General features: G+C 69.0%; 15 protein-coding genes. 3 read left to right on the plus strand and 12 right to left on the minus strand.

Annotation, left to right across the window (positions count from 1 at the left end; translation table 11 throughout):
* Nucleotides 1-39: 39 nt before the first annotated feature.
* The 7 genes from hemB to V9K99_RS12425 all read right to left on the minus strand — a co-directional run bounded on the left by hemB (nucleotide 40) and on the right by V9K99_RS12425 (nucleotide 7751).
* Nucleotides 40-1020, minus strand: a complete 981-nt coding sequence (gene hemB / locus V9K99_RS12395; RefSeq protein ID WP_337002116.1) for a porphobilinogen synthase — start codon at nucleotides 1018-1020, stop codon at nucleotides 40-42.
* Between the two features lie 4 nt (nucleotides 1021-1024).
* Entirely contained in the window at nucleotides 1025-2773 is a 1749-nt protein-coding gene (locus V9K99_RS12400) for a uroporphyrinogen-III synthase (RefSeq protein WP_337324170.1), read from the minus strand.
* Nucleotides 2770-3651, minus strand: a complete 882-nt coding sequence (gene hemC / locus V9K99_RS12405) for a hydroxymethylbilane synthase (protein WP_337002113.1) — start codon at nucleotides 3649-3651, stop codon at nucleotides 2770-2772. Before hemC ends, V9K99_RS12400 begins: the two co-directional genes overlap by 4 nt.
* Nucleotides 3648-4964: a glutamyl-tRNA reductase gene (locus V9K99_RS12410; protein WP_337002112.1), complete on the minus strand. Its 1317-nt coding sequence runs from the start codon at nucleotides 4962-4964 to the stop codon at nucleotides 3648-3650. Before V9K99_RS12410 ends, hemC begins: the two co-directional genes overlap by 4 nt.
* A gap of 76 nt (nucleotides 4965-5040) precedes the next feature.
* Entirely contained in the window at nucleotides 5041-5796 is a 756-nt protein-coding gene (locus V9K99_RS12415) for a redox-sensing transcriptional repressor Rex (RefSeq protein WP_337002111.1), read from the minus strand.
* A 282-nt stretch (nucleotides 5797-6078) separates the two neighbouring features.
* On the minus strand, nucleotides 6079-6315 hold the full coding sequence (locus tag V9K99_RS12420; protein WP_337002110.1) for a glutaredoxin family protein: 237 nt from the start codon (nucleotides 6313-6315) through the stop codon (nucleotides 6079-6081).
* Entirely contained in the window at nucleotides 6312-7751 is a 1440-nt protein-coding gene (locus V9K99_RS12425) for a class I adenylate-forming enzyme family protein (protein WP_337002109.1), read from the minus strand. Before V9K99_RS12425 ends, V9K99_RS12420 begins: the two co-directional genes overlap by 4 nt.
* A 456-nt stretch (nucleotides 7752-8207) precedes the next feature.
* On the opposite strand from V9K99_RS12425, the gene V9K99_RS12430 reads away from it, so the two are divergent.
* Together V9K99_RS12430 and V9K99_RS12435 are read left to right on the plus strand one after the other, a co-directional pair.
* Nucleotides 8208-8750 (plus strand): sigma-70 family RNA polymerase sigma factor, encoded by a 543-nt coding sequence (locus tag V9K99_RS12430; RefSeq protein WP_337002107.1) that lies wholly within the window; start codon nucleotides 8208-8210, stop codon nucleotides 8748-8750.
* A gap of 208 nt (nucleotides 8751-8958) precedes the next feature.
* A complete protein-coding gene (locus V9K99_RS12435) occupies nucleotides 8959-10053 on the plus strand; it encodes a DUF5667 domain-containing protein (protein WP_337002105.1) in 1095 nt (364 codons plus the stop codon).
* Nucleotides 10054-10261: 208 nt separating this feature from the next.
* Here V9K99_RS12435 and V9K99_RS12440 read toward each other — a convergent pair whose 3' ends face one another.
* The 3 genes from V9K99_RS12440 to V9K99_RS12450 all read right to left on the minus strand — a co-directional run bounded on the left by V9K99_RS12440 (nucleotide 10262) and on the right by V9K99_RS12450 (nucleotide 12522).
* Entirely contained in the window at nucleotides 10262-11353 is a 1092-nt protein-coding gene (locus V9K99_RS12440) for a lysophospholipid acyltransferase family protein (RefSeq protein ID WP_337002103.1), read from the minus strand.
* The gene (locus V9K99_RS12445; RefSeq protein ID WP_337002101.1) at nucleotides 11346-12353 is read right to left on the minus strand and encodes an NAD-dependent epimerase/dehydratase family protein; all 1008 of its coding nucleotides are present in this window, start codon (nucleotides 12351-12353) and stop codon (nucleotides 11346-11348) included. The genes V9K99_RS12440 and V9K99_RS12445 overlap by 8 nt, the downstream gene beginning before the upstream one ends.
* A gap of 67 nt (nucleotides 12354-12420) precedes the next feature.
* A complete protein-coding gene (locus V9K99_RS12450; RefSeq protein ID WP_008356322.1) occupies nucleotides 12421-12522 on the minus strand; it encodes a 30S ribosomal protein bS22 in 102 nt (33 codons plus the stop codon).
* Between the two features lie 110 nt (nucleotides 12523-12632).
* On the opposite strand from V9K99_RS12450, the gene V9K99_RS12455 reads away from it, so the two are divergent.
* A complete protein-coding gene (locus tag V9K99_RS12455; RefSeq protein WP_337002099.1) occupies nucleotides 12633-13304 on the plus strand; it encodes a class I SAM-dependent methyltransferase in 672 nt (223 codons plus the stop codon).
* On the opposite strand, the gene V9K99_RS12460 is transcribed toward V9K99_RS12455, so the two are convergent.
* Entirely contained in the window at nucleotides 13282-13779 is a 498-nt protein-coding gene (locus V9K99_RS12460) for a GNAT family N-acetyltransferase (protein WP_337002097.1), read from the minus strand. The two genes, V9K99_RS12455 and V9K99_RS12460, sit on opposite strands and share 23 nt — an antisense overlap.
* A 22-nt stretch (nucleotides 13780-13801) precedes the next feature.
* A complete protein-coding gene (locus V9K99_RS12465) occupies nucleotides 13802-13984 on the minus strand; it encodes a hypothetical protein (protein ID WP_337002095.1) in 183 nt (60 codons plus the stop codon).
* Between the last annotated feature and the right edge of the window lie 47 nt (nucleotides 13985-14031).

Consider the following 14031-nt stretch of genomic DNA (forward strand, 5'->3'; position numbering starts at 1 on the left):
GTGCCCGCGTAGCACGCGTGGGTCGGATTCTGGGGTGCCTCAGCGGTGGAGGAGGTGGACTGCTTCGGTGGCCCAGTAGGTGAGGATGGTGTCGGCGCCGGCTCGGCGGATCGACGTGAGGGTTTCGAGGATGGCGGCGTCGCGGTCGATCCAGCCGTTGGCGGCGGCGGCCTCGACCATGGCGTACTCGCCGGAGATGTTGTACGCGGCAACGGGGACGTTCACGTGGTCGCGGACCTGGCGGATGATGTCGAGGTACGCCAGGGCCGGCTTCACCATCACGATGTCGGCGCCTTCGGCCACGTCGAGGTCGACCTCGCGGATCGCGTCGCGGGCGTTCGCGTTGTCTTGCTGGTAGGTCTTGCGATCGCCCTGGAGCGACGAGTCGACGGCTTCGCGGAACGGGCCGAAGAAGGCCGACGCGAACTTGACGGCGTACGCCAGGATCACCGTGTCCAGGAAACCAGCCGCGTCGAGCGCCGTGCGCACGGCACCCACCTGGCCGTCCATCATCCCCGAGGGGCCGACGACATGCGCGCCCGCAGTGGCCTGCGCGACGCCCATCTCGGCGTAGATCTTCAAGGTCGCGTCGTTGTCCACGCGGCCGTCAGCATCCAGTACGCCGCAGTGGCCGTGCGAGGTGAATTCGTCCAGGCACAGGTCCGACATCACCAGTAGCGCGTCGCCGGCCTCGTGGACCGCGTCCCGGATCGCGACGTTGAGGATGCCGTCCGGGTCCAGTGCGCCCGAGCCGGTCTCGTCCTTCTCAGCCGGTACGCCGAACAGCATCACGCCGCCGAGTCCCAGCTGAGCCGCCTCGACGACCGCTTTCCGCGCGCTGTCGCGGGTGTGCTGGTACACGCCCGGCATCGACTTGATCGCGATCGGCTCGCGGGCGCCTTCCCGGATGAACATCGGCAGGATCAGCTGCCGCGGTTCCAGCGTGGTCTCCGCGACCAGCCTGCGAATCGCCGACGACGACCGAAGCCGCCGCGGCCTGACCTCCGGGAATCCAGTCACTGAACTAGCTCTTCCTGCGTGAGCCCGAGCGGCGCTCGGACGGGCGGGTGACCGGTTCACCGGCCTCGATCATGGTGTCACGCCGGTTGGCGCCGAATCGAGCGAGTGCGTCGGCCAGTTCCTCGGCGGACGGCGTCTCGGCCATCGCGTCGACGCGCAGACCGTGCTCCTCGGCCGTCTTCAGCGTGGCCGGGCCGATCACTGCGATCACCGTCGATGCGTGCGGCTTGCCGGCGATCCCGACCAGGTTGCGCACCGTCGAGGACGAGGTGAACACGACCGCGTCGAACTTGCCGGACTTGATCGCCTCGCGCGTCGGCGCGGGCGGCGGGGCGGCCCGCACGGTCCGGTACGCCGTCACGTCGTCGACCTCCCAGCCGAGATCGGTCAGCCCGGCGACCAGGGTCTCGGTGGCGATGTCGGCGCGCGGCAGGAAGACCCGGTTGATCGGGTCGAGCACCTCGTCGAACGGCGGCCAGTCCTCGACCAGCCCGGCGGCGGACTGCTCACCGGACGGGACCAGGTCCGGACGGATGCCCCAGGCAGCGATCGCCTCGGCGGTCTTGTCGCCGACCGCGGCGATCTTCAGCCCGGAGAACGCCCGCGCGTCCAGGCCGTACTCGTCGAACTTCTCCCGGACCGCCTTGACCGCGTTGACCGAGGTGAACGCGACCCATTCGTACCGGCCCTCGACCAGGCCGCGGATCGCCTTGTCCATCTGCTGCGGGTTGCGCGGCGGCTCGACCGAGATCGTGGGGACCTCTTCCGGCATCGCGCCGTACCGCCGCAGCCGGTCCATCAGCGGGCCGGCCTGGTCCTTGGTGCGCGGCACCAGGATCCGCCAGCCGAACAGCGGCTTGGTCTCGAACCAGGACAGCGCCTCGCGCTGCTCTACCACCGCACCGACCACGATGACGGCCTCGCCGGTCACCTTGGCCGCGCGCAGGTCCGTGACGATTGTCTCCAGCGTGCCGACCACACTCGTCTGCGAGGTCGTCGTACCGCCGACCGTGGCCGCGACCGGGGTGGTCGCGTCGAAGCCGGCCTCGACCAGCGCCGCGACGGTGTCCTTCAGTACGTCGGTCGCGTTCAGCAGCACCAGCGTCTGCTTCGCGTGCAGCCGGGTCAGGTCGAGCTTCGCCTCGGCCAGGTCGAGGACGGTGACCTCGCGGTCGCCCTTCATCGTCAGCGGGATTCCCGCGTACGTCGGGACGGCGCTGACCTCACTGACACCGGGGATCACGTTGAAGCTGATGCCGGCCTTCCGGCACGCGGCCGCTTCCTCGGCACCGCTGGAGAAGGTGAACGGGTCACCGGTCAGCAGGCGTACGACGTTCGCCGCGGACTTGGCCGTCTTCACCACCAGCCGGGCCCGGGCGGCGACCTTCAGCGCCCGGCTGCCCTCGGCACCGGACCCGTCGATCACCTCGACGCCGGGCCTGCAGTAGGTCAGAAAGGCGTCGTGCTCGGGGCCCTCGACCACCACGGCGTCGGCGTTCGCCAGCACGTCGCGCCCAGCCAGCGTCAGCAGGGACGGATCACCAGGTCCGACACCGACGAAGGTGACGTGGCCGAGTGGTCTGGTCTGCTTGACGGTACTGGTCGCGGCGGCCTTCGCCGGCACGTTCTGAGGTGTCCTGGATGCCGCGGTGGCCGCTGTCTTCGCGCTGCTCACGTCTGCCCTCGTCCTCGTCCTGCTGCTCGTCTTGTGTGCCGTCTTCTTGGCTGTCGTCGTGCCCCGTGCCGCTGTCATGTCCGCTCCAGCAACTCGTTCGCCAGCGCCATACCGAGTGACACCGGGTCGTCCACCGGCCCGTTCGCGGAGAGTCGCCGTACGCCGTCCTCTTGGCCGAGCGCTCCCCGTAGCCACAGCTCCGGGCCGTCCTCACCTTCGACCACCTCGGCGAGGGCACCGACCGGAGCCGTGCACCCTGCCTCGAGAGTGGCAAGCATCTGCCGCTCCGCGGTGACCGCCGCCCGCGTCGACGGGTCCTCCAGCGGCGCCAGGGCAGCCAGCACCCCGGCGTCGTCGGCCCGGCACTCGATGCCCAGGGCACCTTGTCCCGGAGCCGGCAGGACCTGGATCGGATCCAGCGTCTCGGTCACCTCGGCCAGCCGTCCCAACCGGGACAACCCTGCCCTTGCGAGCACCACCGCGTCCAATTTGCCGTCGGCCACCATGCCGATCCTGGTGTCCACGTTGCCGCGGATCCCGGTGCATTCGAGGCCGAGGCCGAGCGCGTCCAGCTGTGCGACCCGGCGGGGCGAACCGGTGCCGACCAGGGCACCCTGCTGCAACTCGCCGAGGGTCAGTCCGTCGCGGGCGACCAGCACGTCGCGCGGGTCCTCCCGCAGCGGGACGGCACCGATGGTCAGGCCGTCGACCGGGGTGGTCGGAAGGTCCTTGAGCGAGTGCACGGCGACGTCGATCTCATTGGCCAGCAGGGCATCCCGCAGCGCGCTGACGAAGATTCCGGTGCCACCGATCTGCTCCAGCGGCGCCTTGTTGACGTCGCCGGTGGTGACGATCGGGACGAGCTCCACCTCGTGCCCGAGGGTGCGCAATTGGTCGGCCACCCAAGTCGCCTGCGCGGTCGCGAGAGCCGACCGCCGCGTACCGAGCCTGATCATGAGCGGTCACCTCCGGTCGCGTCGGCGCGGGTGTGGCTGGTCTCTTCCGGCGTCTTCGCGGCAGTGACCGCGTCGACGGTGGCCGGGTCCAGTGCGAACAGCTCACGCAGAGCATCCGCGTACGTCGGCCCACCAGGGTCGGCCGCCAACTCCTTCACCCGCACGGTCGGCGTGTGCAGCACCTTGTCGACCACCCGGCGAATCGTCCGGGCGACCTCCTGCCGCTGAGCGTCTTCCAGTCCGGGCAGCTTGCGGTCCAGCCGGGCCAGCTCGGAGTCGACCAGCTCGGAGGCCATCGCCCGCAGCGCGACCACGGTCGGCGCGACCGATGCGGCCCGCCGGGTTGCCTCGAACGAACCCGTCTCCTCCGAGACGATCCGCCGTACCTCGTCGATGTCGTCCTCGCTGCCACCCGCCGTACCGGCGAGATCGGCCAGGGTGACCAGCGAGACACCGGGGATCCGGGCCGCCTCGGGCGCGACGTCCCGCGGCAGGGCGACGTCGAGGACGCCGAACGGCCGCCCGTCGGTCGCGTTCCGGATCATCTCCGCGGTCAGTACGATGCCGCGCGCACCGGTGCAGGACACGACCAGATCAGCGTCGGCCAGCGCCTCGGGCACGGCCGCGAGCTGGATCGCCGTACCGCCGACGCGCTCGGTCAGCGCGGCCGCACGGTCGTAGTTGCGGTTGGCAATGGTCACGCTCGCGGCGCCACCGTTGAGCAGGGTCTGCGCGGCCAGCGAGGCCATCGAACCAGCGCCGACGATCAGGGCCCGCCGGCCCTCGAAGCCGCCGACAGCGTCCAGCCCGGCCGACACGACCGACCGGCCGGCGGCGTCGATACCGGTCTCGGCGCGAGCCCGCTTGCCGACCCGCAACGCGTGCTGGAACAGGGCGTTCAGGTCGGTGCCGATCGTCTCCAGATCCTGGCCGACGCGCAGCGATTCCTTCACCTGGCCGAGGATCTGGCTCTCGCCGATCACCATCGAGTCCAGCCCGACCGCGACCTGGAACAGGTGCGCGACGGCACCTTCCTCGAAGTGCACGTAGAGGTGCTCGGCCAGATCCAGCAGCGGTACGCCGGTGATGTCGGACAGGATCGCGGTGACCTCGTCCATGCCGGCGTGGAACCGGTCGACGGTCGCGTAGACCTCGGTCCGGTTGCAGGTGGCAAGCACCGCGGACTCCGCGACGGCAGGGGTGTGCTTGACGGCCAGGGCCAGCTTGGTCGCCGCGTCCGCGTCGAGCGCCACTCGCTCGAGGACGTTGATGTCAGCTGAGCGGTGGCTGATCCCGACGACCAGGTAGCTCATCCGCGTCCTCGCTTCGCTCCGGGCGCGGACGAGGCACGAACCACGCTGTGCTTGATGATGAACTCGCTGCGCTCGTTCATGCGCCGACACCCCCGCCGACACTCGGCAGATCGGTGAGACCGTTCATCGCTGGTAGCTCGGGCACCTCGGGGAGCGCCGCCTCTCCGGACTTTCGTTGTTCGTGGTACGCCAGGATCTGCAACTCGATCGAGAGGTCCACCTTGCGGATGTCGACACCGTCGGGCACGGACAGCACCACCGGCGCGAAGTTCAGGATGCTGGTCACCCCGGCGGCGACCAGCCGGTCGCACACCTCCTGGGCCGGACCGGCGGGGGTGGTGATGACACCGATCGAAACCCGGTCGGCCTTGACGATGGCCTCCAGTTCGGCGAAGTCGCGGACCTCCATGTCACCGATCCGCTCACCGACCAGGTTCGGGTCGGCGTCCAGCAGGGCCACGATCCGGAAGCCGCGCGTGCCGAACCCGGAGTAGTTCGCCAGCGCGTGACCCAGGTTTCCGATCCCGACGATGACGACGGCCCAGTCCTGGGTGACGCCGATCTCCCGGGCGATCTGGTAGCGCAGGTACTCGACGTCGTACCCGACGCCGCGGGTGCCGTAGGAGCCCAGGTAGGACAGGTCCTTGCGGAGCTTGGCCGAGTTCACCCCGGCCGCGGTCGCCAGATCCTCGCTCGACGCGGTGGCGATACCACTGTCCGACAGCGCGGTCAGCGCCCGCAGGTACACCGGCAAGCGCGCGACAGTCGCCTCGGGAATGCCGCGCTCGGTTCTCGTCGGCGGGCCGGGGCGACGGCTGCTGGCACGCGTCACAATTCTCCTGGGGAACACTCGTTCAGGCCGCGGTCTGACGGCCGGCGGCCCTTCTTACTCTAGGAGCTTGTGAACGTGAGAACAAAATCGACGGCTGCCAGGGTGACCGACAGCACTTGGTTGCGTCTGGTGATCCCGCGCCGTCGCGAGCAGGTGCTCGGTGCGGTAGCTCGGCGTGCTGGAGTGAAGGCCTCGATGCTTTTTCCATCGTGGCCTTTGCTCCAGTGCGGCGAGATGCCGTGACGAGTGCCGCGCAGTAGGCGCGGGATCACCAGACGCGACCTAGGCGGTCAGTGCCTTTCTGAGTCTGGCCGGGTCGACGCGCCAGAAGTCGTGCTGCTTGCCGTCCACGAAGGTGACCGGGATCTGCTCGCCGTACTCGGTGAACAACTGGTCATCCTGAGTGATGTCGACCTCGCTCCAGTCGACGCCGAGCTCGGCGCAGACCTCCTGGATGATCACCCGGGCGTCGTCACAGAGGTGACAGCCGGGCTTGCCGTAGAGCGTGACGCGCGTCATTTCCGCAGTTGTCCCTTGGCGACCTTGCCGGTGACCGAGTGCGGCAGGTGGTCGACCACCTCGATCTCCACCGGGCACTTGAACCGGGCCAGCCGCGTCCCGGCGTACTCCTGGACCTCGGCCGGGTCCACCGCCGCCCCGGTCTCCGGTACGACGAAGGCCTTCACCGCTTCCCCGGTTTCCTCCGACGGTACGCCGATGACGGCGGCCTCGCGGACGCCGGGAGCGCCGACCAGGACCTCTTCGACCTCGCTCGGGAAGACGTTGAACCCGGACACGATGATCAGCTCGCGCAGCCGGTCGACCAGGAAGAGATCGCCGTCGGCGTCCAGGAATCCGACGTCGCCGGTCCGGTACCAGCCGTCCTCGTCCGGGCCGTCGACGGCGTCCGGCCAGTAGCCGGAGAACAGGTTGCCGCCGCGGATCAGGATCTCGCCGGGGTCGTCGCCCTCGACGTCCTCGCCCTGCTCGTCGGCGATCCGCAGCTCGACGTTCGGCAGCGGCCGGCCGACCGAGCCCGGCTTCGGGTCGTGCTCGCCGAGGGTCGTGGTGACCCCCGGGGACGCCTCGGTCAGGCCGTAACCCTGGTGGACGAACTTCCCGGTCTCCTGCTCGAACCGGTCGGCCAGCGCGCGATCCAGCGTCGAGGCGCCGGTGAGGACGACCTTGACGGTCCGCAGCGCGTCGGCCAGGTCGGGCCGGGCCAGCAGGGCGTGCAAGGCCGGCGGTGCGAGCGGCAGCCGCGTCACGCCGTACTTGCTGATCAGATCGAGGGTATGGACGGAGTCGAACCGCGGTTCGACGATGATCGCGGCGCCGGTGGCGACGGCCCAGCCGAGGACGGCGTTCAAGCCGAACGCGTGGAACATCGGCAACACGCCGAGGACGATGTCCTCCGGACCCATCCGGTCCTCGCCGAGCTCGGAAAGATTCTTCACGTTCGCGGCCAGCGCGCGATGGGTGAGCATCGCGGCGCGCGGGTCGCCACTGGTCCCTGAGGTGTAGAGCAGCACCGCTAGGGTCTCCGGGTCGAGCTGCGGAAGTAACGGAGCGTCACCTTGGAGCTCGCCGGCCCGGACCGTCCGGAGGCCCTTGATCTTGTCCGCCAGGTCCCCGTCGGCGACCGCGAGACGGGCCCCGGAATGCTGGATGACGGTGCTGATCTCGCTCGCGGTCAGCCCGGTGTTCAGCGGTACGGCGACCAGGCCGGCGCGGAGAATCCCCAGGTAGGACGTGACGAAGTCGACGCTGTTGGCGAGTAGCAGGATGACCCGGTACCCCGGCACCAGGCCGGCTGCGGCGAACCCCTGGGCGGCCTTGTCGACGGCGGCGTCGAGCTCGCTCCAGGTCAGTCGCCGGTCGCCGTCGACCAGCGCCAGACGTTCACCGTGACGTTGCGCTGTGTCACGAAGAATGTCCGCGAAATTGAAGTTCACCAGGAGAGTCTGCCATGTGGCGCTAGTCTCCTCTCGCGGAGTTGGGGGTTCTTCGCGCAATCGGGGTGGAAGGGGGTGCCGGCCGGGGAGCGCCGGGGGCGAATTGGTCAGATCGGCTCGCTCGGAACGGTTGCAGCGGAGCGTGACGGGATATATACAGGTGAACTCGTGGGCGACCTTCTGGAGAACCTCACACTGCAGAAGCCGTCCGCGTGGGGAGCCCATGCGCGATGAACCCCGACAGCAGGCTGCGCCGCGTTGCGGAAGCAGTCGGCTGGCGCATTCGTGACGATCGGACCGGACGGAAGGCGGCACGCCTCGGACTGTTGACAGCGGGTGCTCGAAGCGTAACGCTCGGTGCTGTCTCAGCCGCTGTGGCCATTCGCGGATGTGTCAGAAGACGTGTCATTTGAACGGGGAGAAATCTTGACGACGCCGGAGCCAAGCCCGGACGGGATGAGACGCGCAGAGCTCGTCGATCGCGCCCAGGCCGGGGACGTCGGTGCCTTCGGTGAGCTGTACGACGAGTACTCGCTCACCGTCTATCGCTACATCTACGCACGGGTGTCGTCATCGGCACTCGCCGAGGACCTGACCAGTGAGACGTTCGTCCGGGCGCTGCGCGCGCTGGACTCGTTCCGCTGGCAGGGCCGGGACTTCGGCGCCTGGCTGGTGACGATCGCCCGGAACCTGATCACCGACCACTACAAGTCCGGCCGGGTCCGGCTGGAAGTGGTCACGGACGAGATCGAGACGCACGACCGGCAGACCGAGGGGCCGGAGGTCGACGTACTGGCCGCCGCCACCGCCGAGGTCCTACGGGACGCCGTCGCGAACTTGCCCGAGGAGCAACGCGACTGCCTGACGATGCGATTCTTCGCCGGTTTGTCGATCGCGGAAACGGCCAAGGCGCTGGAGAAATCCGAAGGCGCCGTCAAGCAACTGCAACTGAGGGCCGTACGGCACTTGGCGAAGGTTATCCCCAAGGACTTGAGGTGAGGCGGATGACAACGAATGTCTTTCGTAACCCGTCAGGGAGTTTCCTCGTTTGCCTGATGAGGACCTGTCGGTGACCCCGACTGGCCATTGAGGAGAACGAGAACTCATGAGTGACCTACACAGGGCTCGAGCGCGCGCGGAGACCTTCGCGCACGCCGTCGATCACGGGCCCCGTCACTCTTCGCGACTGAGCGATGACCCCGAGCTGATGGAAGCTGTGGAACTGGTCGGACGGCTGAGGACCGCCGGCGCAGTGGCACCGCGACCGGAGTTCAGTGCCGAACTGAGGCACCGCCTGCTGGAGCAGGCGGCGGCCCGGGCGGCAACGACGACTCCGACGATGGTGCGCAGCACTCCGGACGACTCGGACGACCCGCCGACCCGCGAGGACGTCGACGCGTCCGTGACAGATATCCGCCATCGTCACGGCCGGCGCATCCGGCTCGTGGCCAGTACCGCCGCGCTGGTCCTGCTCGGAGGTGGCATCGGTTCTGCCGCCGCCGCTCAGCAGGCGATGCCCGGTGACACCTTGTACGGGATGAAGCGAGGCATCGAGAACGTCGCCACCAATGTCGGAGTCGGCGACGACTCTCGCGGCCGGCGCGATCTCGAGCACGCGATGACCCGGTTGTCCGAAGTCCGCGCGCTGGCCGAGTCCGGCGGCGACGTGGGCACGATCAACTCCACCCTCGACGACTTCTCGGCGCAGGCCCGCAAGGGCGTGTCCCGGCTGGTCGCGTCGTACCAGCAGGACGGCGACGCCGGTTCGATCACGGCGGTCACGCAGTTCATCACCAGCGCCCGCCAGGCTCTTGGTGAGCTCGCACCGAAACTGCCGCCGGAATCGCTGAAGTCCGCCGTCGAGGCGCTCGCCACCATCGAGCAGCTGGCCCAGCACACCTCGGCCGCCTGCCCGAAGTGCGAGCAGCCGAAGCCGGCCAAGGGCGGCACCCAGCCGGCCGCGCCGAGCAACGGCAGCGAGCCGACCAACCCGGCCAACGGCCCGACCGTGGGCCCGTCCAGCAAGCCGACCACAGGTGAGAGCGCCCAGCCGAGTACGGCGCCGAGCCAGCTGCCGAACACGACGATCGTGCAGGAGCCCAACACTCCCGCACCGAGTCTGAAGACACCCCCGACGTCGTCGTCATCGTCGACACCGTCGTCGACCCCGACGATCGTCCCCACCATCCCCACCCCAGGCGCAACGTCATGGCCATGGCCGTTCCCGACCCTGACCCTGCCGAGCACCCCGATCATCAACCTCCCCGGCGTAATCCAGACCCTCCTCCCACCCTGGAAGTAGGGTCCCGACACCCGAAGCCCGGCGCGAACCCCGCGCCGGGCTTCTCGTTTGCGCTCCCATTTGAGGGGTCAACCCCTGAGGTTGTGGGTTGGCACCCTGCATACACCGGCCAAACCCATCACTTGAGGGGTTGACCCCTCAAATGTTGGCCGGAGCGAGCGCGCTGGGGCAGTCGCGGGGAACGGCGCGGCGGCGTCAGCCAGATCCCTCAGAAGAAGACGCTGCGGCGTTGCATGAGGAGGGCGTAGAGGGTTTGCTGGATGGTTTCGCGGACCTGGTCGGTGACGTTGAAGACGAGCATCGGGTCGTCGGCGGCGCCTTCGGGGAAGTCGTCGGTGCGGATCGGCTCGCCGAACTCGATCAGCCACTTGGACGGCAGCGGGATCAGCCCGAGCGGCCCGAGCAGCGGGAAGAACGGTGTGATCGGGATGTACGGTACGCCGAGCAGCCGGGCCAGCGACGCGATGTTCCCGACCAGCGGATAGATCTCCTCGGCCCCGACGATCGAGCACGGCACGATCGGCACACCGGTCCGCATCGCCGCGCTGACGAACCCGCCCCGGCCGAACCGCTGCAGCTTGTACCGCTCGCTGAACGGCTTCCCGATCCCCTTGAACCCCTCCGGCCAGACGCCGACCAGGTCACCCCGCCCGAGCAGCCGCTCGGCGTCGTCGTTGCTCGCCAGCGTCGCACCGCCCTTACGCGCCAGCTCGCCGACGAACGGCGTCTGGAACACCAGGTCGGCCGCCAAGGTCCGCAGCGGCCGGTGCGCGTGGTCCGCGACGATCAACTGGGTGACGAGCCCGTCCAGCGGCATCGTCCCCGAGTGGTTCGCCACGATCAGCGCCCCACCGTCGGACGGGATGTTCTCCACGCCACGAACGTCGACCCGGAACCACTTCTCCGCCAACGGCCGCAGGATCGGCAGCAACACCTGGTCGGTCAGATCGGCGTCGTACCCGAACTCGTCGACCTCGTACTCCCCGCTCAACCGCCGCCGCAGGAACGCGAGCCACTCCGCGACCCGCCGCTCCCCCTCCTCGCCGAACAGCTCGCGCACCACCCGCTCGAGCCCAGCGAAGTCGAGACCGGCCGGGTCCTCGAGCACCGGAACGTCGTCGACGACCGGATCGGCCGGCAGCTCAGTGGTCTGATTGCTCGCAGGCTTCTTCTTCGACGACGACCGCCGCGCACCCGGTCCGGCGAGTGCGCGAGCAGCGGCGGAGGGCGTCGTACGACGGCCGCTCCCGCGACCCGGTCGTCCGCCAGAACCGATCGGGATCACCTCGGCATCAGCCACGCAGTGCCCCCAGTCCGGCGCTGAGCAGCTGGGACGCCTGCGAGACGACGCCCGGCCCGAGGAAGTCGCGGAAGTCGTCGAAGGCGGCCGCGGTCGTGTACGCCGGTTCGAACCCGAACTCGGTCCGCATCCGCGTCGTGTCCACCGCGCGCCCGTAGGTCAGGAAGGTGATCTGGTCCGGTGAGAAGTCCGCCAACCGAGCTCGGCGTACGGCGGCTGCCGTGCTGGACGCGGTGAACGGTGGCAGCCGCAGGGCCGGCCGGCCGAGTCGGCGGATCGCCTGGGAGAGCGCGAGGATCCCGTCGCCGGCCAGGTTGAAGGTCCCGGGCAGGTCGTTGACGGTGGCGTGGTGGATCGCCTCGACGCCGTCGTCCTCGTGCAGGAACTGGAGGCGGGCGTCGTACCCGAAGATGGTCGGGATGACCGGCATCGAGAAGTACCGGGTGATCGGGGAGTCGGTTTTGGGGCCGATCCAGTTCGCCATCCGGAGGGTGGAGACACAGACGTCGGGCCGGCGCCGGGCGAACCCGCGTACGTACCCCTCGACCTCGACCGCGTCCTTGCTCAGCCCGGTCTGATGGATCGCCCGCGGCGCCATCTCCTCGGTGAACATGGCCGGGTCCCGGGGACCCGCGCCGTACACGGTGGTCGACGACTTGACCACCAGCTTGGCCACTCCGGGCGCCTTCTGACAGGCGGCCAGCAGCTGCATGGTGCCGATGACGTTGATCTCTTTCATCGACGACCGGCCGCCGGCACTGCCCGGGGTGGCCACGACGCCGGTGTGGACGACCGTGTCGACGTCCTCGGCGGCGATCACCTTCGCGATCACGGGGTTGCGAATGTCGGCCCGGACGAACCGGACCCGGCCCAGCTCGGCACGTGGCGGAACCACATCGATGCCGAGCACCGTGCCGATCGACGGATCGTCAGCCAGTCGGCGCGCACAGCGAGCACCGGCGTCTCGCGAGACGCCGGTCACCATCACCACCTGTGCCACGAGAGACCCCCAGCCAGACAGCAACCCCATAGAACACCGCGTCTGACCCAGACGCGGCGGGAACTGCTTACTTGCCGAGCTTGCGGCGCTGCACCCGCGTCTTCTTCAGCAGCTTGCGGTGCTTCTTCTTCGCCATACGCTTACGGCGCTTCTTGATTACCGAACCCACAGTGGACCTTCCAAACTTAAAGAGAGCGTCGGCAAAGCTTACCCGTAGGTCCTCTTCCCGACCTAAAGCGGGCGACTGGGTAGGCTGGATGCTCGACCTGGGGAGGCCGGATGAAGGCTCGGTACGACGGTCACGCCGACTGGTACGAGGATCGATTCGTGGCCGGCGCGGAGACGCATCAGCCCGGTCTGCTCGACCTTCTCGGGCCTGGATCCGGGCCCTGCCTCGACATCGGCTGCGGCACCGGGCGCAACTTCGAGACGATCCGCGCGAGCGGCCGCAGCGTCGTCGGTGTGGACTATTCCGCCGACCAGCTCCGCTTCGCCAAGACCCGCGCCGACGGTCCGCTGATGAGGGCGGACGCCGCCGTACTGCCGTTCGCCGACGAGTCCTTCGATACGGCGATGGTGATGTGGATCTCCACCGATGTGGACGACTTCGGCAAGGTTCTGCGGGAGGCGACCCGGGTACTGCGTCCTGGCGGTCTGCTCGTCGTGTACGGCGTTCATCCCTGTTTCAACGGCCCGCATGTTGTCTACAGCTCCGAGGACGGCACCAGGCTGATCCACCCGAGCTACCGGACACCTGGCTGGCACGACGAGTCGCCGTGGTGGGCCGAGGACGGCATCCGCCGGCGCGTCGGCATGCGCCACATCCCCCTCGCCGAGTACCTCAACGCCTTCCTCAGCACCGGCCTGACCCTCGAACACTTCGAGGAACCCGGCGGTTTCGAGGTCCCCCACTCCCTCGCCGTACGGGCTAGGCGAGGTGTTCCCAGGTGAGCAGGGTCAGCTCTCGTCCTTTGTCGACGATCGGGGTTGGCGGCAGGTCGGTCAGGCGGTAACCGGCGGCCCGCGCCACGGCTGAGCTGGCCGCGTTGTCCGGCTCGATCTCGAGGATCACCCGCGCCAGACCAGCAGTCTCGTGCGCATAGGCGGTCAGCAGCGTCAGTGCCCGCGCTCCGAGGCGCTGCCCGCGATGGGCCGGGCCGATCGCGTACCCGAGTGAGCCGGTCTTCAGGTTCAGCATCACCTCACCGAGCGGCGTCGTCCCGTCGGTGGTGATCGCGAGCTGGATCCGTCCCTCTGCTGCGAGCGCGTTCTCGACGTACTCCTGCGCCACCGTCAGGTCGAATGGCGACTTCAGCGGTGTCCAGTACGCCACGTCCGGGTCGTCGAACAATTCCACCATCGCGGGCGCGTCCGCCGGCTCCCACTCGCGCAGCACCAGCCCGTCACCGACCACCCGTACCGTCATGCACCAAGTCTCCGGTACGGCGTCATGCGGCCTTGCGGGTGGGGATCTGGATGGGGTCGGTGAGGACGGCCAGGTGCGGGCCGACGGTGGAGTGGGTGGTGGTGGACTTGTCGGACGTGGTGGTCGCGTAGGCGGCCGGGGTGAAGGCGACGGCGGCGAAGCCCAGGCTGACAATGGTGCCGACGGCAACGGTCTTCGTACGCATCAGGTGCTCCTGGAGGTCCGGTGCCGAGACCCGTTCCCGGCGATGAC

Source organism: Kribbella sp. CCNWLW201 (assembly GCF_037203805.1).
In the GTDB taxonomy this organism is placed as follows: Bacteria; Actinomycetota; Actinomycetes; order Propionibacteriales; family Kribbellaceae; genus Kribbella.